At 64.3% G+C, this 20,676-nt stretch carries 17 protein-coding genes; 15 read left to right on the top strand and 2 right to left on the bottom strand.

The features are described from left to right. Positions 1-6: 6 nt before the first annotated feature. Entirely contained in the window at positions 7-1,320 is a 1,314-nt protein-coding gene (gene ugpB / locus ACTJKQ_RS16435; RefSeq protein WP_056060369.1) for a sn-glycerol-3-phosphate ABC transporter substrate-binding protein UgpB, read from the bottom strand. Positions 1,321-1,620: 300 nt separating this feature from the next. On the opposite strand from ugpB, the gene serA reads away from it, so the two are divergent. From serA to nudB, 14 genes are all read left to right on the top strand, one after another. After that, the gene (gene serA / locus ACTJKQ_RS16430; RefSeq protein ID WP_056747288.1) at positions 1,621-2,850 is read left to right on the top strand and encodes a phosphoglycerate dehydrogenase; all 1,230 of its coding nucleotides are present in this window, start codon (positions 1,621-1,623) and stop codon (positions 2,848-2,850) included. A gap of 99 nt (positions 2,851-2,949) precedes the next feature. Continuing rightward, entirely contained in the window at positions 2,950-6,864 is a 3,915-nt protein-coding gene (locus ACTJKQ_RS16425; RefSeq protein ID WP_440597455.1) for a DUF3683 domain-containing protein, read from the top strand. Further along, positions 6,864-7,295, top strand: coding sequence for an HIT family protein (locus ACTJKQ_RS16420; RefSeq protein ID WP_056060378.1), 432 nt, complete (start codon positions 6,864-6,866; stop codon positions 7,293-7,295). The genes ACTJKQ_RS16425 and ACTJKQ_RS16420 overlap by 1 nt, the downstream gene beginning before the upstream one ends. Positions 7,296-7,374: 79 nt before the next feature. After that, positions 7,375-7,797, top strand: coding sequence for a gamma-butyrobetaine hydroxylase-like domain-containing protein (locus tag ACTJKQ_RS16415; RefSeq protein ID WP_099731079.1), 423 nt, complete (start codon positions 7,375-7,377; stop codon positions 7,795-7,797). Between the two features lie 214 nt (positions 7,798-8,011). Beyond that, on the top strand, positions 8,012-8,743 hold the full coding sequence (ubiE, locus tag ACTJKQ_RS16410) for a bifunctional demethylmenaquinone methyltransferase/2-methoxy-6-polyprenyl-1,4-benzoquinol methylase UbiE (protein ID WP_056060384.1): 732 nt from the start codon (positions 8,012-8,014) through the stop codon (positions 8,741-8,743). Between the two features lie 36 nt (positions 8,744-8,779). Next, positions 8,780-9,817 (top strand): Tim44 domain-containing protein, encoded by a 1,038-nt coding sequence (locus ACTJKQ_RS16405; protein WP_056060388.1) that lies wholly within the window; start codon positions 8,780-8,782, stop codon positions 9,815-9,817. A gap of 61 nt (positions 9,818-9,878) precedes the next feature. Continuing rightward, on the top strand, positions 9,879-10,517 hold the full coding sequence (locus ACTJKQ_RS16400) for a hypothetical protein (RefSeq protein WP_440597454.1): 639 nt from the start codon (positions 9,879-9,881) through the stop codon (positions 10,515-10,517). Continuing rightward, positions 10,514-12,079 (top strand): ubiquinone biosynthesis regulatory protein kinase UbiB, encoded by a 1,566-nt coding sequence (ubiB, locus tag ACTJKQ_RS16395; RefSeq protein WP_056747295.1) that lies wholly within the window; start codon positions 10,514-10,516, stop codon positions 12,077-12,079. Before ACTJKQ_RS16400 ends, ubiB begins: the two co-directional genes overlap by 4 nt. 98 nt (positions 12,080-12,177) lie before the next feature. Next, complete coding sequence (locus ACTJKQ_RS16390) at positions 12,178-13,623, top strand: sodium:solute symporter family protein (RefSeq protein WP_056060397.1); 1,446 nt, start codon at positions 12,178-12,180, stop codon at positions 13,621-13,623. A 65-nt stretch (positions 13,624-13,688) separates the two neighbouring features. Further along, positions 13,689-14,039 carry an FmdB family zinc ribbon protein gene (locus tag ACTJKQ_RS16385; protein WP_056060401.1) on the top strand — a complete coding sequence of 117 codons (351 nt, stop codon included), beginning with the start codon at positions 13,689-13,691 and terminating at the stop codon, positions 14,037-14,039. Positions 14,040-14,047: 8 nt separating this feature from the next. Beyond that, positions 14,048-14,668, top strand: a complete 621-nt coding sequence (locus ACTJKQ_RS16380) for a DUF502 domain-containing protein (protein ID WP_056747297.1) — start codon at positions 14,048-14,050, stop codon at positions 14,666-14,668. Between the two features lie 53 nt (positions 14,669-14,721). Next, complete coding sequence (gene aspS, locus ACTJKQ_RS16375) at positions 14,722-16,539, top strand: aspartate--tRNA ligase (RefSeq protein ID WP_056060406.1); 1,818 nt, start codon at positions 14,722-14,724, stop codon at positions 16,537-16,539. Between the two features lie 138 nt (positions 16,540-16,677). Beyond that, positions 16,678-17,505, top strand: a complete 828-nt coding sequence (locus tag ACTJKQ_RS16370) for a CsgG/HfaB family protein (protein WP_056060409.1) — start codon at positions 16,678-16,680, stop codon at positions 17,503-17,505. A gap of 11 nt (positions 17,506-17,516) precedes the next feature. Next, a complete protein-coding gene (gene nudB, locus ACTJKQ_RS16365; protein ID WP_108500173.1) occupies positions 17,517-17,996 on the top strand; it encodes a dihydroneopterin triphosphate diphosphatase in 480 nt (159 codons plus the stop codon). Between the two features lie 52 nt (positions 17,997-18,048). Here the strand turns inward: nudB and ACTJKQ_RS16360 are convergent, their stop codons facing one another. Continuing rightward, positions 18,049-19,815 carry a response regulator gene (locus ACTJKQ_RS16360; RefSeq protein ID WP_440597453.1) on the bottom strand — a complete coding sequence of 589 codons (1,767 nt, stop codon included), beginning with the start codon at positions 19,813-19,815 and terminating at the stop codon, positions 18,049-18,051. Between the two features lie 118 nt (positions 19,816-19,933). Here ACTJKQ_RS16360 and ACTJKQ_RS16355 point away from each other — a divergent pair, with 118 nt between their 5' ends. After that, positions 19,934-20,671 (top strand): endonuclease/exonuclease/phosphatase family protein, encoded by a 738-nt coding sequence (locus ACTJKQ_RS16355; RefSeq protein WP_056060418.1) that lies wholly within the window; start codon positions 19,934-19,936, stop codon positions 20,669-20,671. The last annotated feature ends 5 nt before the right edge of the window (positions 20,672-20,676 follow it).

The following is a 20,676-nucleotide window of genomic DNA, read 5'->3' as shown; positions in this document are numbered from 1 at the left end:
CCGTGCTTACTTGTTGGCGCGTGCGAAGCGGGCCAGCTGCTCGTTGCCACGTGTCACGGCGGTGTCCAGGGCTTCCTTGGGCGACTTCTTGCCCGACCAGATCTGTTCGGTTTCCTCGTCGATGATCGAGCGGATCTGCACGAAGTTGCCCAGGCGGATGCCACGCGACTTGTCGGTGGCCTTGCGGATCATCTGCGTCACGGCCACGTCGGTGCCGGGGTTCTTGTCATAGAAGCCAGACGCCTCGGTGAGCTTGTAGGCGCCCATGGTCACAGGCAGGTAGCCCGTGCGCTGGTGGCTGGCAGCCTGCACCTTGGTGTCGTTCAGGAAGTTCAGGAAGCTGGCCACGCCCTTGTATTCCTCGGGCTTCTTGCCGGCCATCACCCACAGGCTGGCGCCACCGATGGCGGTGTTCTGTGGGGCACCCTTCACATCGGGGTAGTAAGGCAGGGTGGAGATGCCGTAGGCAAACTTGGCTTCCTTGGCCACGCGGGCGTACAGGCCCGACGAGCCGGTGATCATGGCGCATTCACCAGAGGGGAAGGACGCATCGGCCGTGTTGTTGCGGCCCTTGTAGACAAAGCTGCCTTCCTTGGATGCCTTGGCCAGGTTCTCGAAGTGGCGAACGTGCAGCGGGGTGTTGATCTGCAATTGCGCGTCGTTGCCGTCAAAGCCGTTGTTCTTGGAGGCGAACAGGGTGTTGTGCCACAGCGAGAAGCTTTCCAGCTGCGTCCAGCTCACCCAGCTGGTGGTGAACGGGCAGCTGTGGCCGCTGGCCTTGAGCTTGGAGGCGGCGGCAAACACTTCGGGCCAGGTCTTGGGCGGCTTGTCGGCGTCCAGACCAGCCTTCTTGAAGGCGTCCTTGTTGTAATAGAAGATCGTGGTCGAGCTATTGAGCGGGTAGCTCAGCATCTGGCCGTTGGGGGCGGTGTAGTAACCGGCCACTGCGGACACATACTCGGTGGGTTCAAACTTGAAGCCCGCGTCGTTCAGCACCTTGGCCGCAGGCACGATGGCGCCCTTGCTGGCCATCATGGTGGCGGTGCCCACTTCGAACACCTGCAGGATGTGGGGGGCATTGCCAGCGCGGAAGGCGGCAATGGCGCCGGTCATCGATTCGTCATACTGGCCCTTGTACGTGGGCACGACCTTGTACTGGGATTGGCTGGCGTTGTATTGCTTGGCCAGGTCATTGACCCAGTCGCCCAGCGCTGCACTCATCGAGTGCCACCATTGGATCTCAATGGGTGCCTGTGCTTGCGCGGGTGCGCAGACCGACATGGCAACAGCAGCGCAGACCGCCAGAAGCTTCGTTTTCATGAATATTTCCTCCGAGGATGACGAAAAGCACAAGGGCCGGATGCTATGCAGCCTCTGTGACATTGATATGTCGTTGTCGCATGAGCCCGCGCCCTGCAACAACCGGGGAAACCCCTTGGGGTACCCGTGAGGGGTGCGATTGTGACCTTTTTGTGACAAGGTGTGGCGCATTTGCCGAGGCTTGCAAGGTTTTGTGCAATGCACCATGCTGGTGACTGTTCACATGCGTGTGCACCCTCTGTTCGTTCGCGCCGTCGCGCGCCGGACGTTTCCCTCTCCTATCCCTTCTCCTTCATCGCCATGGCCACCAATTCGCTCGACAAGAACAAGATCAAGTTTCTGCTGCTCGAAGGCATTCACTCCTCCGCGGTGGATGTGATCCGGGCGGCGGGCTATACGCAGATCGAGACGGTGTCCGGTGCGCTGCCGGACGAGGAACTGAAGCGCAAGATCGCCGATGTGCACTTTGTGGGCATTCGCTCGCGCACCCAGCTCACCGAAGAGGTGTTTGCCCAGGCCCATAAGCTGGTGGCCGTGGGCTGCTTTTGTATTGGCACCAACCAGGTGGACCTGAACGCGGCGCGCGAGCGCGGCATTGCGGTGTTCAACGCGCCGTACTCCAACACCCGCTCGGTGGCCGAACTGGTCCTGGCCGAAGCCATCCTGCTGCTGCGCGGCGTGCCTGAGAAAAACGCGGTGGCCCACCGGGGCGGCTGGCTCAAGAGCGCCGATAACGCGTATGAGATCCGTGGCAAGACCCTGGGCATCGTGGGCTACGGCTCCATCGGCACCCAGCTGTCGGTACTGGCCGAGGCCATGGGCATGCACGTGGCCTTCTTTGATGTGGTCAACAAGCTGCCTCTGGGCAATGCCCGCCAGGTGCAGCACCTGCACGATCTGCTGGGCCAGAGCGACATCGTGAGCCTGCACGTGCCCGAGCTGCCTTCCACCGAGGGCATGATCGGCGCCGCCGAAATTGCGGCCATGAAGCCGGGCGGCATCCTCATCAACGCCGCGCGGGGCACGGTGGTGGATATTGAAGCGCTGGCTGCAGCGCTCCAGGCCAAGAAGCTGCTGGGCGCCGCCATCGACGTGTTCCCGGTCGAGCCGCGCACCAACAAGGATGAGTTTGTGTCGCCCCTGCGCGGGCTGGACAACGTGATCCTGACTCCCCACATCGGCGGCTCCACCATGGAGGCGCAGGCCAACATTGGCCTGGAAGTCGCGGAAAAGTTGGTGAAATACAGCGACAACGGCACCAGCACCTCGTCGGTCAACTTTCCCGAGGTGGCGTTGCCCGCCCACCCCGGCAAGCACCGTCTGCTGCACATCCACCGCAACGTGCCGGGCGTGCTGTCGGAGATCAACCGCATCTTCTCCGACAACCAGATCAACATCTCGGCCCAATACCTGCAGACCAACGAGAAGATCGGCTACGTGGTCATCGACATCGACGCCGCCTCGTCCGACCTGGCGCTGGACAAGCTGGCCCAGGTCAGCGGCACCCTGCGCAGCCGCGTGCTGTTCTGACACTGTTGCGGGGCCGGTTCCGGCTCTGTCAGACAGCCCCGGCCCGGCAAGCCGCAGGCCGGTGGCTTAAAATCGCGCCCCCACCCCAGGTAGACCCCCATGAATGTACCGATCGCGTTGGCGGCCTTGCAGACGCAGGCCGCCGAGCCTGCCCGACTGCGTGAAATTCCCTATAATTACACCTCGTTTTCCGACCGGGAGATCGTGATCCGGCTGCTGGGGTCCTCATCCTGGGAGGTGCTGGACCAGCTGCGCAAAGAGCGCCGCACGGGCCGTTCGGCCCGCATGCTGTATGAGGTGCTGGGCGATATCTGGGTCGTGCAGCGCAATCCCTACCTGCAGGACGACCTGCTGGACAACCCCTCGCGCCGCAAGCTGCTGGTGGATGCCCTGCAGCACCGCCTGGGCGAGATCGAAAAACGCCGCACCCCCGCAGACGATGCCGAGCGCGACCGTCTGGTCGGTGAGCTGGTCGTCGCCGCGCGACGCGCTGTGGCCGAATTCAACGCCACCTTCGAGCAGGCCGCGCAACTGCGCCGCCAGATCCAGAAAACCCTGGGCCGCCTCACGGCCAAGGACAACATCAAGTTCGATGGCCTCTCCCGCGTGAGCCATGTGACCGACGCGACCGACTGGCGCGTCGAATACCCGTTCGTCGTGCTCACCCCCGACACCGAGGTAGAGATGGCTGGCCTGGTGAAGGGCTGCATCGAACTGGGCCTGACCATCATCCCGCGCGGGGGCGGCACCGGCTACACCGGCGGCGCCATTCCGTTGACGTGGAAGAGCGTGGTCATCAACACCGAAAAGCTCGAAGCCATGACCGAGGTGGAGATGCGCCGCCTGCCGGGCATGGACCGCGAGGTGGGCACGGTGTGGACCGAAGCGGGCGTGGTCACCCAGCGTGTGGCCGATGCGGCCGAGCGTGCGGGCTTTGTGTTTGCGGTGGACCCGACGAGCGCCGAGGCATCGTGCATTGGCGGCAATATCGCCATGAACGCGGGCGGCAAGAAGGCCGTGCTCTGGGGCACGGCGCTGGACAACCTGGCCAGCTGGCGCATGGTCACACCCGACGCCCAGTGGCTGGAGGTGACCCGCCTGGACCACAACATGGGCAAGATCCATGACGTGGAAGTGGCCACTTTCGAGCTGCAGTATTTCGAGGCCGATGGCAAGACGCCCGTGCGCACCGAGCGCCTGAGCATTCCAGGCAAGACTTTCCGCAAGGAAGGCCTGGGCAAGGACGTGACGGACAAGTTCCTCGCCGGACTGCCCGGCATCCAGAAGGAAGGCTGCGACGGCCTCATCACCAGCGCGCGCTGGGTGGTGCACCGCATGCCCGAGCACACGCGCACCGTATGCCTGGAGTTCTTCGGCAACGCCAAGGACGCCGTGCCCAGCATCGTCGAGATCAAGGACTTCATGTTCGCCGAGCAAAAGCGCAGTGGCGTGCTGCTGGCGGGCCTGGAGCACCTGGACGACCGCTACCTGAAGGCCGTGGGTTACGCCACCAAGAGCAAGAAGGGCAACGGTGGCCTGCCCAAGATGGTGCTGATTGGAGACATTGCCGGTGACAACGCCGACGACGTGGCCCGCGTGACCAGCGAAGTGGTGCGCCTGGCCAACACCCGCAGTGGCGAAGGCTTTGTGGCCATCACGGCCGATGCGCGCAAGAAGTTCTGGGCCGACCGCAAGAAGACGGCGGCCATCAGCCGCCACACCAACGCGTTCAAGATCAACGAAGACGTGGTGATCCCGCTGCCGCGCATGGCCGAGTACACCGACGGCATCGAGCGCATCAACATCGAGCTCTCCCTGCGCAACAAGCTCAAGCTGTGCGACGCGCTGACCGAGTTCTTCGAGCGTGGCAACCTGCCCCTGGGCAAGCACGACGCCGACGACGAAGTGCCCTCGCCCGAACTGCTGCAAGACCGCGTGGCCCAGGCCATCGCCCTGGTGGAAGAGGTGCGCGCCCTGTGGCAGGGCTGGCTGCACGATGTGGAAACGCTGTTCCCCCAACTGCAGGACCACACCCTGCGCGCCAGCTGGAAGACCCAGCTGCGGGCGCCGCTGCAAGGCATCTTCACTGGCGCGGCGTTCAAGCCCATCCTGGACGAGGCCGTGGCCATCCACAAGCGCGTGCTCAAGGGCCGCGTGTGGGTGGCGCTGCACATGCACGCAGGCGACGGCAATGTGCACACCAACATCCCGGTCAACAGCGACGACTACGAGATGCTGCAAACGGCACACGAGGCCGTGGCGCGCATCATGGTGCTGGCGCGCAGCTTGAACGGCGTGATCTCGGGCGAACACGGCATTGGCATCACCAAGCTGGAGTTTTTGACCGACGAAGAGCTGCGCCCCTTTGCCGAGTACAAGCGCAAGGTGGACCCGGAAGGCCGCTTCAACAAAGGCAAGTTGCTCCGAAATCAGGAGCATTCAGGGCATATTCAACCAGCGCTTGGTGCCGATTTGGCTTCAAAACCGGAGCTGCATGCCGATTTGACCAACGCCTACACACCCAGCTTCGGCCTGATGGGGCATGAGTCGCTGATCATGCAGCAGAGCGACATCGGCGCCATTGCAGATTCGGTCAAGGACTGCCTGCGCTGCGGCAAGTGCAAGCCCGTGTGCTCCACGCACGTGCCACGCGCCAACCTGCTGTACAGCCCACGCAACAAGATCCTGGCCACCTCGCTGCTGGTCGAGGCGTTCCTGTACGAAGAGCAGACCCGCCGGGGCGTGAGCATCAAGCACTGGCAGGAGTTTGAGGACGTCGCCGACCACTGCACGGTGTGCCACAAATGCGAGAGCCCTTGCCCGGTGAAGATCGACTTCGGCGACGTCACCATGAACATGCGCAACCTGCTGCGCAAGATGGGCAAGAAGACCTTCCGCCCCGGCAATGCATTGGCCATGACCATGCTCAACGCCACCAACCCGGACACCATCAAGCTGATGCGCTCGGCCATGGTGGACGTGGGTTTCAAGGCCCAGCGCATGGCCGTGGACCTGCTGCGCAAGGTAGGCCGCAAGCAGACGGCCAAGCCGCCCGCGACGGTGGGCACGGCTCCGATCAAGGAGCAGGTGATCCACTTCATCAACAAGAAGCTGCCGGGCGGCCTGCCCAAGAAGACGGCGCGCGCGCTGCTCGACATCGAGGACAAGGACTACGTGCCGATCATCCGCAACCCGCAGGCCACCACGGCCGAGACGGAGGCGGTGTTCTACTTCCCTGGCTGCGGGTCGGAGCGCTTGTTCTCGCAGGTCGGTTTGGCGACCCAGGCCATGCTGTGGCACGCGGGCGTGCAGACGGTGCTGCCGCCTGGGTACCTGTGCTGCGGCTACCCCCAGCGCGGCTCGGGCCAGTTCGACAAGGCCGAGAAGATGATCACGGACAACCGTGTGCTCTTCCACCGCGTGGCCAACACGCTCAACTACCTCGATATCAAGACCGTGGTGGTGAGTTGCGGCACCTGCTACGACCAGCTGCAGGGCTACGAGTTTGACAAGATCTTCCCGGGCAGCCGCATCATCGACATCCACGAGTACCTGCTGGAAAAGGGCATTCAGCTGCAAGGCAAGGGCGCCTACCTGTACCACGAGCCCTGCCACAACCCCATGAAGCTGCAGGACTCGATGAAGACCGTGAAGGCGCTGGTGGGCGAGCAGGTCTTGAAGAGCGAGCGTTGCTGCGGCGAGTCGGGCACGCTGGGTGTGACCCGGCCCGACGTGTCCACGCAGGTGCGCTTCCGCAAGGAAGAAGAGATCAAGAAGGGCGAAGCCCAGCTGCGTGCCAGCGGTGCTGTCGGCGCGCAGGACAACGTGAAGATCCTCACCAGCTGCCCCAGCTGCCTGCAGGGCCTGAACCGCTACGAAGGCGACCTGAACAACGGCTTGCTCGAAGCCGACTACATCGTGGTCGAGATGGCGCGCGAGATCCTGGGCGAGAACTGGATGCCTGAGTACGTACACCGTGCCAACAACGGCGGCATTGAGCGGGTGCTGGTCTGATGACCTGCCCCTTGTGCGCTGAAGACGGCGGCGCATTGGTCTGGCGTGGCGAGCGCCTGCGTGTCATCCGTGCGCAGGAGGCGGGGTTCCCCGCCTTTTACCGCGTGGTCTGGAACGCGCATGTGGCCGAGTTCTCGGACCTGGCCGCCGCTGACCGTGCGCATTGCATGGAAGCCGTGACCCTGGTGGAGCAGGCGCTGCGCCAGCACCTGTCGCCCACCAAAGTCAACATCGCAGCGCTGGGCAACATGGTGCCGCACCTGCACTGGCATGTGATTGCGCGGTTTGACTGGGACAGTCACTTTCCATCGCCCGTATGGGCCGCGGCACAGCGGCCGAGCCCCGCAGCGCAAGAGGCCGCCGTGCGGGCCTTGTTGCCCGCGCTGGAAGCGCAGCTGCAGTCCCAGCTGGCGCAGTGGGCTGCCCGGTAACCTTGCTGGCAGCGTGTGCCTGGGCGGGTGGGACAATGGCAGCCGTCGTTCCTGACAACAGTTTTCTCAAGGTGATTCCATGGCAGGTTTGAAAGCGGGCGCTCCCACGCCGCAGGCCCTGACGGTGCATGAACAGTCGCGCGTGCTGGAGGTGGGTTTTTCGGATGGCGCCACGTTCCGCATTCCGTTCGAGCTGATGCGCGTGTACTCGCCCTCGGCCGAGGTGCAAGGCCACGGCCCGGGGCAGGAGGTGCTGCAGACGGGCAAGCGCAATGTGGCGCTCATTAACCTGGAGCCGGTGGGCAACTACGCCGTCAAGCCCACGTTCTCCGACGGCCACGACAGCGGCATCTTCACCTGGGACTATCTCTACGAGCTGGGCCAGAAGCAGGACGCACTGTGGGCCCAGTACACCGAGCGGCTGGCTGCGGCGGGGGCCGATCGCGACGCGCCCATGGCGCCCAAGGGTGGTGCAGGGGGCCACGCCTGCGGCAGTCACTGACGCCCTTGGCAGGCCTGTTCAGGGGCCCGCCGCCAAAAGCCGCACAAGTCCCTGTGTGTCAAGGTGCTATTGAAAATATAGCTATCAGCGTAATATTTGCTTGCGCTAGCGGCTGTTTTTGTTTCAATAGTGTTCTCCAAATTGCGACAGATGCCCCAATTCAGTGCGGGGTTGTCGCTGTACCTCTGGCGTTCACGCGCCTAGCATGATTCTTATGAGCACCACGCATTTCGGTTTTCAGTCGGTGGACGAGCAGGAAAAGGCACGCCGCGTCCGCGGTGTGTTTGATTCCGTGGCCTCCAAGTACGACGTGATGAACGACCTCATGTCGGCGGGTCTGCACCGTGCCTGGAAGGCCTACACCGTGATGGTGGCCAACCTGCGCGAAGGCAGCCAGGTGCTGGACATTGCGGGTGGCACCGGCGACCTGGCACTGGCGTTTTCCAAGAAGGTGGGGGCATCGGGCCGTGTGGTGCACACCGACATCAACGAAGCCATGCTGCGTGTGGGCCGTGACCGTCTCATCAACGAGGGCGTGGTGCTGCCTACGCTGGTCTGCGACGCTGAAAAGCTGCCGTTCCCCGACGCGCATTTCGACGTGGTGAGCGTGGCTTTTGGCTTGCGCAATATGACCCACAAGGACCAGGCCATTGCCGAAATGTGCCGTGTGCTCAAGCCCGGCGGCAAGCTGCTGGTGCTGGAGTTTTCCAAAGTGGCGCAGCCGCTCACCAAGGTGTACGACTGGTACTCGTTCAAGGTGCTGCCCCAGCTGGGCAAGCTGGTAGCGGGCGACGACGCGAGCTACCGGTATCTGGCGGAGTCCATCCGCATGCACCCGGGGCAGGAAGAACTCAAAAGCCTCATGCAGAAAAATGGTTTTGGGCATGTGGACTATCACAACATGACGGGGGGCATTGTGGCCCTCCATGTTGGAATCAAGTGCTGAGCGGTTTGCTCGGTCGATAACGGAGACGGAGAAGTCATGATGAAACTGTGGTCTGTGGTGTTGGTCGCGATGCTGGCGTTTGCGCACGCCGATGCCGACGCCGCGCGGCGACTGGGTGGTGGCAAATCGGTGGGCAAGCAGTCCAGCAATGTGACGCAGCGCGAGTCGGCCACGCCGCCCGCCACGCCGGGCGCACCGGCACAAAGCGCGACCAACACGGCTGCGGCAGCCAAGCCTGCTACCGCCACGCCGGCAGCGGCTCCGGCCGCGCCGGCCAAGAAGCCCTGGGGTGCCATGTTGGGCGGCCTGGCGGCGGGTCTGGGCCTGGCCTGGCTGGCGCACTCGCTGGGCCTGGGCGCGGGCTTTGGCAACATCCTGATGATTGCGCTGCTGGCGCTGGCGGCGTTTGCCATCTTCAAGATGGTCATGCGGTCGCGCAACGGCGGTAGCAATGGCTCGGGCAATGCTGCAGGTGGTGCTCCGTTCGCCTTCCAGGGCGCAGGGGCTGCAACGCCCGCCGCTGCCCAGGTGCCGCCGCAGTACAGCCCCAACAACGTGGGCAACGACGCATCGGCCCGCCCCTGGGAGCGCAGCAGCATGGCATTTGATGCCTCGCGTGCCGGGCAGGGTGGCGTGGGTTCGGGTGTGGTGATCGGTTCGGGCCTGTCGGGTTCGCAGAACTGGGGTGTGCCCGCCGATTTCGACACCGAGGGTTTCCTGGCGGCCGCCAAGCGCAACTTCGTGACCTTGCAGGGCGCGTGGGACCGCTCGGACATCGCCACCCTGCGGTCCATGATGACGGACAACATGCTCGATGAGATCCGCACCCAACTGACCGAGCGCGAAGCCCACCGGGGCACGCAGCCCAATCACACCGATGTGGTCATGATCGAAGCGCAGCTGCTGGGCATCGAAGACCTGGGCGACGGCTACATGGCCAGCGTCGAGTTCTCGGGCATGATCCGCGAAGAACCCTCGGCCGGGCCCAGCCCCTTCCGTGAGGTCTGGAACATGACCAAGCCCAAGGCGGGCAACACCGGCTGGCTGGTGGCAGGCGTGCAAGCCCTGCAGTAAACACCGCCCACGGGGCCCCTGCGTGCCAGGGGCATTCCAGTTCAGGGAATAATCGGGGACTATGGCAACACCACAGTCCCCTTTTCCTTTTCTGGACGGCCTCTTCGAGCGCCTGGCAGCCGGCCCGCAGCCCCCGCAATGGCTGGTCCACGAGGTGCAGCAGCGCCTGGTGCTGTTTCTCAACCATGTGCTGATGCAGGAGAAAGAGGCCACGGACCGGTTGGTGCGCCAAAAGGGCCGCATCGCCAGGGTGCAGTGGCGGGCCTATTCGCTGTCGCTGGTGATCACCCCTGCGGGCCTGTTCAACCTGGCGCCCGAATCCGCGGTGCCAGACCTGCGGCTGGAAGTGACCGATACCTCCCCCATCACCCTGGCCCAGGCTGCGTTGCGGGGCGACAAGCCCTCCATCCGCATTGAGGGCGATGTACAACTGGCGGCCGAGATCAACTGGCTGGTGGACCATGTGCGCTGGGATGTGGAGGAAGACCTGGCCCGCGTGATTGGCGATGCCCCTGCGCATACGCTGGCACAGTTCGCCAGCCGGGCTGCGCAGGCGCTGCACCAGTTTGTGGGTTCGCGCATGGCAGCCGCCAGCGCGGCGTCTTCTGCAGTGGTCGTGTCGACGGCACCGGTGGCGCCCGGTGCTCCGGCGGCGGCGCCGCTGTCACCTTCGGCTGGTTCGGACCGGGCCGACGCATGAAGCGCTTCTTGCGGGGGGCGGCCATCCTGTGGGTGGTGTTCCGGTTCGGCCTGGATGGCTTGCTGCTCGACAGCTTTCAAAAGCCCTGGCTGCGCATGATCTCGCGCATCGTGTCCATCGGGCGCAATCTGGATGCGCCGCGTGGGCAACGCCTGCGCGAGGCGCTGGAAAGCCTGGGACCTATCTTCGTCAAATTCGGCCAGGTGCTGTCCACCCGCCGCGACCTGCTTCCGCCCGACATAGCCGACGAACTGGCCCGCCTGCAGGACCGCGTGCCGCCATTCGACCCCGACATCGCCATCGCCACCATCGAGCGTGCCTTCCGTCGTCCGGTGGACGAGGTGTTTACCTCTTTCGACCGCACACCGGTGGCCAGCGCGTCCATCGCCCAGGTGCATTTCGCCACGCTGCGCGACCGCCAGGGCATTGAGCGCGAGGTAGCCGTCAAGGTACTGCGGCCTGGCATGCTGCCGGTGATCGAGAAGGACCTGAGCCTCATGCGCATGATGGCGGGATGGGTGGAGAGCCTGTCTGCCGATGGCAAGCGCCTGAAGCCCCGTGAGGTGGTGGCAGAGTTTGACAACTACCTGCACGACGAACTGGACCTGGTGCGCGAGGCTGCCAACGCTGCGCAGCTGCGCCGCAACATGACCGGGCTGGACCTGGTGCTGATCCCCGAGATCTTCTGGGACTTCTGCCACCCCGAGGTCATGGTGATGCAGCGCATGAACGGTGTGCCCATCAGCCAGATCGACCGCCTGCGGGAGGCCGGTGTGGACATCCCCAAGCTGGCGCGCGACGGCGTCACCATCTTCTTCACCCAGGTGTTTCGCGACGGATTTTTTCACGCCGATATGCACCCGGGCAACATCCAGGTGAGTCTGGAGCCTGCCACGTTCGGCCGCTACATCTCGCTGGACTTCGGCATCGTGGGCACGCTGACCGAAGTGGACAAGGAATACCTGGCGCAGAACTTTGTGGCGTTCTTCCGGCGCGACTACAAGCGGGTGGCAGAGCTGCACATCGAAAGCGGCTGGGTGCCGCCCGAAACGCGGGTCAATGACCTCGAGTCGGCCATCCGCGCCGTGTGCGAGCCATATTTTGACCGCCCACTCAAGGAAATCTCGCTGGGCCTGGTGCTGATGCGGCTGTTTCAGACCTCGCGCCGCTTCCATGTCGAGATTCAGCCCCAGCTGGTGCTGCTGCAAAAGACCTTGCTCAACATCGAGGGCCTGGGCCGCGAGCTGGACCCGGACCTGGACCTGTGGAGCACGGCCAAGCCCTTCCTTGAAAAGTGGATGCTGGAGCAGATGGGCCCCCAGCGCCTGTGGCGCGAGCTGCGGGCCGAGGCGCCGCACTATGCCAAGCTGCTGCCCGAGCTGCCACGACTCATCTACGACGCGCTGCGCCAGCGCCCGGCAGACCACGAGCCTGCACTGCGTGAACTCCTGGAAGCGCAAAAACGCACCAACCGGCTGCTGCAAGGCATCATTTTTGCTGGGGTCGGGTTTGTGCTGGGCTTGCTGCTCATCCAACTGCTGATCAGAATCCGGCTTTTCTGACGATCTGCATGTCCGGTGCCCCGGTGTGGGAGCGCCGGGGTGCAGGTCGGATTTCTTCACCCTGGACCGACCAAGACAAAAAGAGAGAGGAGCGCGCTGTGCTGCTGACCCTGGTTATCGTTTACCTGCTGATCACCATCGGCATCGGCTTGCTGGCAGCCCGGCGTGTGAAGAACGCTGCGGACTTTGCCATTGCCGGGCGCCACCTGCCGCTGTACATGATCATCACCACCACGTTTGCCACCTGGTTTGGGTCGGAGACCGTGCTGGGCATTCCCGCCAAGTTCATCGAGGGCGGTCTGGGCAATGTGGTGGAAGACCCGTTCGGCGCGGGCTTCTGCCTGATCCTGGTCGGCCTGTTCTTTGCCGGCAAGCTGTACCGCATGACGCTGCTCACCATCAGCGACTATTACCGCGAACGCTATGGCCGCACGGTGGAAATCGTCTGCTCGCTGATCATCATGTTGAGCTACCTGGGCTGGGTTTCTGCCCAGGTCACAGCGCTGGGCCTGGTGTTCAACCTGCTGTCTGGCGGTGCCATCAGCATTCCGGTGGGCATGACGATTGGTGTGGTCTCCATCCTGGCGTACACGTTGTTCGGCGGCATGTGGTCGGTGGCGGTCACCGATTTCATCCAGATGATCATCCTGGTAGTGGGCCTGGCCGTCATTGCCGTGTTTGCGGGCAACATGGCCGGGGGGGCCGACAAGGTGATCGAGTTCGCGTCCAGCCGTGAGCTGTTCCGGTTCCTGCCTGAGCCCAAATTCCATGACGTGGTGTTCTTCATCGCCGCGGGCGTGACCATGATGTTCGGCTCCATCCCGCAGCAGGACGTCTTTCAGCGTGTGATGTCGGCCAACAACATCCAAGCAGCCACGCGCGGTCCCGTGATCGGTGGCATCTGCTACATCCTGTTCGCCTTCGTGCCCATGTTCCTGGTGGCCAGCGCGCTCATCATCATGCCCACGGAAACGGCTGCGCTGCTCAAGGACGACCCGCAAAAGGTGCTGCCCACGCTGGTGCTGGAGAAGATGCCTTTTGTGATGCAGGTGCTGTTCTTTGGGGCCCTGCTGTCGGCGCTCAAGTCCACGGCCTCTGCCACGCTGCTGGCGCCCAGCGTCACTTTCACCGAAAACATCTGGCGCCAGTTCCGTCCGCACAGCTCGGACAAGCAGCACCTGCGCACCATGCGCATCACCACGCTCGTTTTCAGCGCCTGCGTGTTGGCCTATGCCATCTACATGCAGGGTACCTCCATCTATGAGCTGGTGTCGGGTGCCTATCAGGTGCCGCTGGTGGGAGCGTTTGTGCCGCTGGTGTTCGGCCTGTACTGGAAGCGTGCCACCACGCAGGGCGCCATCTTTGCCATCGTGCTGGGCCTGGTGACCTGGCTTTTGTTCCTGTCCACTCCGGCGGGGGCAATCTTTCCTGCGCAGCTGGCGGGTTTGCTGGCCGCGCTGGCGGGCATGCTGATCGGCTCGCTCGGGCCACAGGCCATCCGCAACAGCCATGCCTCCCACCACAAGATGGTTGGGGTCGAGTAACGCGGGGGGTGAAGGGGCATGCCGCCTATAATTGAGGGTTTTGCACTTTCCCTCAACACACTGACATGCCTATTTACGCCTACAAATGCGGCTCCTGTGGCCATGCCAAGGATGTGCTGCAAAAAATCTCCGACGCACCCCTGACCGTGTGCCCCGCCTGCGGCGCCGAAGCCTTCTCCAAGCAGGTCACTGCCGCAGGTTTTCAGCTCAAGGGCTCGGGCTGGTACGTGACCGATTTCCGTGGCGGAAACGGTGGCAACTCCGCCCCGGCCACCGAGGCCAAGTCGGAGTCCAAGACTGAATCAGCGGCACCTGCCAGTGGCGGTGATGCTCCTAAAAAGGAAGCGGCCAGCACAAGCACTGCTAGCGCTACCGGCACCACCGGTACCAGTGGCACTTCTTCCTCTTCGAGCTGAGGACCTGCATGGCTGCCCTGCGCAAATGGCTGTTGACAGGCCTTCTGGTCATCGTGCCCGGTGTCATCACGGCCTGGGTGCTCAACTGGATTGTGAGCACGCTCGACCAGACCCTGCAGATCCTGCCCGGCGCGTGGCAGCCCGACAAGCTGCTCGGAGTGCATGTCCCGGGCTTTGGTGTGGTCCTCACGCTGGCCATCTTGCTGGTGGTGGGCGCCATTGCCAGCAACTTTGCAGGCCGCAAGCTTGTGCAGTGGGGCGACGCGCTGGTACACCGCATTCCGGTGGTGCGCTCTATCTACTCCAGCGTCAAGCAGGTGTCGGACACGCTGTTCTCCGAGAGCGGCAATGCCTTCCGCAAGGCCGTGCTCGTGCAGTGGCCCCGCGAAGGGGTATGGACTGTGGCGTTCGTCACCGGCGCCCCCAATGGTGAAGTGGCTGCGTACCTGCGCGACGAGTTCGTCAGCGTGTACGTGCCCACCACCCCCAACCCCACGGGGGGGTATTTTGTGATGGTTCGCAAGAGCGACTGTGTCGAGCTCGAAATGAGTGTGGACAGCGCCCTCAAGTACATCGTCTCCATGGGTGTGGTGGCTCCAGCGGACCCCACGCTGCCCCCACCCAAGTAAGAAAAGCAATCTCTTTCAACGTCAACGCGCCCTGCGGCGCCGGAAGTTTTGTCATGGCCATGCGTTCCCACTATTGCGGTCTTGTGACCGAAGCCCTGTTGGGCCAAACCGTTACCCTGTCGGGCTGGGTGAACCGCCGCCGTGACCATGGTGGCGTGATCTTCATCGACCTGCGCGACCGCGAAGGCTACGTGCAGGTGGTGTGCGACCCCGACCGCGCCGAGATGTTCAAGGTCGCCGAAGGCGTGCGCAACGAGTTCTGCGTACAGGTCAAGGGTGTGGTGCGCGCACGCCCCGCAGGCACCACCAACGACAAGCTCAAGACCGGCCAGATCGAAGTGCTGTGCCATGAGCTGAACGTGCTCAACCCCTCCGTCACGCCTCCGTTCCAGATCGACGAGGAAAACCTGTCGGAAACCACGCGCCTCACGCACCGCGTGCTGGACCTGCGCCGCCCGTACATGCAGAACAACCTGATGCTGCGCTACAAGGTGGCAATGGAGGTGCGCAAGTTCCTCGATGCGAATGGCTTCATTGACATCGAAACCCCCATGCTCACCAAGAGCACGCCCGAAGGCGCGCGCGACTACCTCGTGCCCAGCCGCGTGCACGATGGCCATTTCTTCGCATTGCCCCAGTCGCCCCAGCTGTTCAAGCAGCTGCTGATGGTGGCGGGCTTCGACCGCTACTACCAGATCACCAAGTGCTTCCGCGACGAAGACTTGCGTGCTGACCGCCAGCCTGAATTCACCCAGATCGATATCGAGACATCGTTCATGGAAGAGCAGGACATCCGCGACATGTTCCAGGGCATGATCAAGACGGTGTTCCAGAACACGCTGGGCGTGGACCTGGGCGAGTTCCCCGTCATGACCTACCAGGACGCTGCGCGCCTGTATGGCTCCGACAAGCCCGATCTGCGCGTGAAGCTCGAATTCACCGAGCTGACCGACGTGATGAAGGACGTGGACTTCAAGGTGTTCTCGGGCGCCGCCAACATGAAGAATGGCCGCGTGGTCGGCCTGCGCGTGCCCGGTGGCTCGGTCGAAGGCGGCGGCATCAGCCGTGGAGAAATCGACGCCTACACCGAGTTCGTCAAGATCTACGGCGCCAAGGGTCTGGCCTACATCCGCGTCAACGAACTGGCCAAGGGCCGTGACGGTCTGCAGTCGCCCATCGTGAAGAACATCCACGACGCAGCCCTGCAAGCCGTGCTGGAGCGCACTGGCGCACAGGATGGCGACCTGATCTTCTTCGGTGCCGACAAGGAAAAGATCGTCAACGACGCGATTGGCGCGCTGCGTATCAAGATCGGTCACAGCGAGTTCGGCAAGAAGAACGGCCTGTTCGAGAACCGCTGGGCCCCGTTGTGGGTGGTCGACTTCCCGATGTTCGAGTACGACGAGGAAAACCAGCGCTGGAACTCGGTGCACCACCCCTTCACCAGCCCCAAGGATGGTCACGAAGACTGGATGGTCACTGCGCCCGAGAAGTGCATCTCCAAGGGCTACGACATGGTGCTCAACGGCTGGGAAATGGGTGGCGGCTCCGTCCGTATCCACCGCGCCGACGTGCAGCAGAAGGTGTTTGACGCCCTCAACATTACGCCCGAAGAAGCCCAGCTCAAGTTCGGCTTCCTGCTGGATGCGCTGCAGTACGGCGCGCCTCCGCACGGCGGCCTGGCCTTTGGCCTGGACCGCATCGTGACGCTGATGACCGGTGCCGAGTCGATCCGCGACGTGATCGCCTTCCCCAAGACCCAGCGCGCCCAGTGTCTGCTCACGCAGGCGCCCAGCCCTGTGGACGAAAAGCAGCTGCGCGAGCTGCACATCCGCTTGCGCAACCCCGACGCGGTCAAGACTGCGGCCTGATTCCGGACGCATCACGTCCTTCGCGCATGCAGCCATGCATCGCACACCAAGCGGCTCGGGCCTTGCGCCCTGGCCGCTTTTTTCATGCGCGGCGCATCGGGCACTGGCCGCCGTGCACGGACTGAAAGAGGTACTTCCATGCGTTTGTTGACACGCTCCCATTGGCTGCTTGCGGCCGCATGCATCGCCCTGGCCGGATGCGGCGAGAAGAAGACCGAACTGGGGCAGGGCGGCTCGGTGGTCACGGGCTCGGCCGGGCCCCAGGGCGCGCAGAACGCGGCCCGTGAGCTGGTGCGTTGCGATGCACCGGTGGCCACACTGGCTCTGGCCGAGAACCCCAATGGCTACATCATGGGCTCGGGCTACCAGCTGCCCGCGTCGCCGGTGCCGCTGGTCAAGCTGCTGGCCCAGCAGAGCGGGTGTTTCCGCGTGGTGGACCGGGCAGCGGGCCTGAAGGGCACTGTGCAGGAGCAGGAATTGAAGGACGCAGGCATCCTGCGCAAGAACAACTCCACCGTGGCCAAGGGCAAGGGGTACGAGGCGCAGTACACGCTCACGCCCAGCCTCACGTTCAGCGAGCAGGATGCGGGCCGGGGCCTGGCCGGGGTGATTGCCATGATCCCGGTACTGCGCGACATCGCAGGCCTGGCCGGGCTGGTGGAGCAGGTCAAGTTCAAGGAAGCACAGACGGCCTTGCTGCTGTCCGACAACGAAACCACCGAACAGGTAGCAGCGGCCACGGGCTCCGCACGCACCACCGACCTCGGGGTGGGTGGCCTAGTGTTCGGCAAGCTGGGCGGTGCAGCGGGCGCTGGCTGGAGCAATACCAACGAAGGCAAGGTCATTGCTGCGGCGTTTCTGGACGCGCACAACCAGCTGGTGGTGCAGGCGCGTGCGTTGCAGGCCAAGGAGCTGCCCCCGCCCGTGCCCACCACCACGGCAGCCCAGCGCCCCAAGGGGGGCTGAAGGCACAGGCCATGGCAGCCGCCGCCGGGCCACCGCGGCCTTACAAGCTTCCAGAGTCGGTGCTGGTGGTGATCCACACCCCCGCGCTGGAGGTGCTGCTGATCCGCCGCACCGGGGGCGAGGGGCATTGGCAGTCGGTCACCGGTAGCAAGGATGCGCTGGACGAGCCTTTTGCCGAGACCGCACGCCGTGAAGTGGCCGAAGAAACCGGCATGGACACCCAGGCACCGGGCTGTCTGCTGACCGACTGGGCGCTGGAGAACGTGTACGACATCTGGCCCCAATGGCTGCACCGTTATGCCCCTGGCGTGGTGCGCAACCGCGAGCGCGTGTTTGGCCTGCGTGTGCCTGCAGGCACGCCCGTGGTGCTGAGCCCGCGTGAGCACGACGCCTATGAGTGGCTGCCCTGGCAGCAGGCCGCTGACCGGTGTTTTTCAGCGTCCAATGCTGAGGCGTGCCTGTTACTCCCCCGATTTTTGCATCTCGGGTGAGTCGACTCCGAGTGGCCCGGCGGCAACCGGGGCAAGGCCGGGCGGCGTCGCCTCAAGAGGCGTCTGGAGGCCGCAAGCGCAGGGCGGCGGCAGGATCGTCGGCATCGTCTGCGGGCGACGGGCCGAGGGCCGAGCTGTCTGGCGATGGCTGCGGAGTGCGCGTGGGCGTGTTGTCGCTGCTGCCCCGCACCCTCAGCGCCACTCCGCCGGGGTGACGTTCACTGTCTTGCCCCAAGATGGCCCTCGCCGGGGTGCTGCCCATGCGGGCGCGCAGTGCGTCGATGCTCTCTTGCAGCGGTTGGGGGGCGGCCATGCGCGCGCCATGGCGTAGCAGCACTTGCTGTGCCATATCGAGCAGTTTGGAGTTGAGGGTGCGTTCGGCTTCGGCCAGCAGGTTTTGCACGGCACCGCCAGGGTCGCCGCTCAGGCTTTGCGCCATGGCGACTTCGGCCGTCTTGTTGACGCGTTGCAGGCAGTCTCGCACCAGTTGGCTATAAGGCTCATGCAGGTTGCAGGCGTTGGCCATCAGCTCGGTCAAGCCGCGTGTGTTGGCATAGCGCATGCCCAGTGCCAGCACCCAGCTGTCGCCCTCGGGCAGCTCGATCGACGTGACGGCCAATACGGCCAGCAGGCTGCCCAGGTTGCAAGCAGCCTCAAAGTCGAAGGTGCTGGACGTGATCTCGCGGGCCATGCCACGCACCGATTCAACCGCTTGCGAAAACTGCCGCTGCTGGATGAGCTGCAGCGCCCGCGCCACCTCGGCAAAACGCCGGATGCGCGCGCTGCCGTAGTGGCGCTCCAGGATGCGCGCAAAGTCGGCCATGCAGCGCTCGATGCCCTTGCGGTCGTTCTCGGCGTAATACGCAAACGTCAGCAGCACCAGCGACTGGTAGTCGAACAGCTTGGAGTCAATGCCCAGCACTGTGGCGCGTGCCAGCACCTTGGTGGCGGTGGCGCGGTCCCCCATGTAGTACGACATCATCCCCAGCTTCTGCAGCCGAACCACCGAGTCGGGCGTGAGGGTGCTGGCCGTGCGGTAGGTCTCGATGGCCTGCGAAAAATTGCCCATCTCCACCTGGGCGCGGCCCAGCACGTCGTAGGCGTCGGCGAACGACGCGTCTTCGCCAATCAACTCCTGCAAGGTGGTGATGGCGCGCGCGGCCTGGCCTGATTCGATCTGTGCGCGGGCCACGCCCAGCTTGGCCCAGGGCAGGGCCCTTGCCGCGATGACGGCCTCGAACAGGGTGCGCGCCTCGTCGTGGCGGCCCAAGCGCAGCAGCAGCTCCGACCCGATGCGGGCGGCGTACAGCCAATAGGGCTTGCGGGCCTCGAAACGCTCCACGCACAGTGCTGCAGCCTGCTCGAAGTCCTCGGCTTCGATGGCATCGAAAATGGGCTTGAGGTGGATCTTGCGCAGGCGCGCCAGGCTCAGGCGCTCGAACAGCGCGCTGGGCGTGAAGGGCTTGAGCAGGTAGCCGTCCAGGGCCGACTCGGCGGCCTCGGCCACTGCGGCGTACGACGCCTCGGCCGTGACCATGAAGAACACCGTCGAAAACGGCAGCAACTGCGCGCGCCGTAGGTCGTCCAGCAGGGTCTGGCCCGAGTAGTTGGATTCGCCAAAAAACTGGTCGCACAACACGTAGTCGAACACCGTGTGCTCCAGCCGGGCGCGCGCGTCCTGCACACGGGAGCATTGCACGATGCGGGTCACGCCGTACTCGCGCAGCTGCCCCACCAGAATGCTGCGCGATGTGGCATTGCTGTCCACGATCAGCGCCTGGGTCTGTGGGGCGGGATTGGGGCCGCTCTCGGTAGCCATGGGGGTCGGGGCCGTCCCTGCGTGCTCAAAATGTTGGAGTCTCCAGTGTAAAGCGCTGCCGCCCCCTGCCTGCGTCGGGCAAACCCCTTGCCACCGCGGCTTGCGACACAATTCAGCCATGCAACACGACGACATCCTGCGCGTAGCCACCTACAACATCCACAAGGGTGTGCAAGGCATCGGGCCCGCGCGGCGGCTGGAGATTCACAACCTGGGCCTGGCGGTGGAGCAGCTCGACGCCGACATCGTTTGCCTGCAGGAGGTGCGCAAACTGCACCGGCGCGAGGCGGCCTACTTTCAGCGCTGGCCTGATCTGCCGCAGGCCGAGTTCTTGGCGCCAGAAGGCTACGAGGCGGTGTACCGCACCAATGCGGTCACCAAGCACGGCGAACATGGCAACGCGTTGCTGACTCGCTGGCCGGTGATCGGGCACCAGCATGAAGACATCTCGGACCACCGTTTCGAGCAGCGCGGGCTGCTGCATGTGGAGGTGGATGTGCAGGGCCGCAACGTGCACGTGATCGTGGTGCACCTGGGCCTGATCCCTGGCAGCCGCATCCGCCAGGTCGAGCGCCTGCAGGGCTTCATCGAGCGCGAGGTGCCCCCCGGTACGCCGCTGGTGGTGGCCGGTGACTTCAACGACTGGGGGCAGTTGCTCAAGCGCATGCTGGCAGGCTTTGGCCTGTATGAATGGGATGCGCCCCGCACCTTCACCTACCCCGCGCGCCTGCCCCTGGCGCAGCTGGACCATGTGTATGCGCGCGGGCTCACGCCGCTGTCGCTGCAGGTGCCGCGTGGGCGCATCTGGTGGCGCATGTCGGACCATCTGCCCCTGATCGCGGAGTTCCGGCTGTGAGGCGC

This window comes from Acidovorax sp. 22279 (genome assembly GCF_052045435.1).
Taxonomy (GTDB): Bacteria; Pseudomonadota; Gammaproteobacteria; order Burkholderiales; family Burkholderiaceae_C; genus Acidovorax; species Acidovorax delafieldii.
The sequence above is the reverse complement of the archived record's forward strand: the minus strand, read 5'-3'. Positions and strand labels throughout refer to the sequence as shown.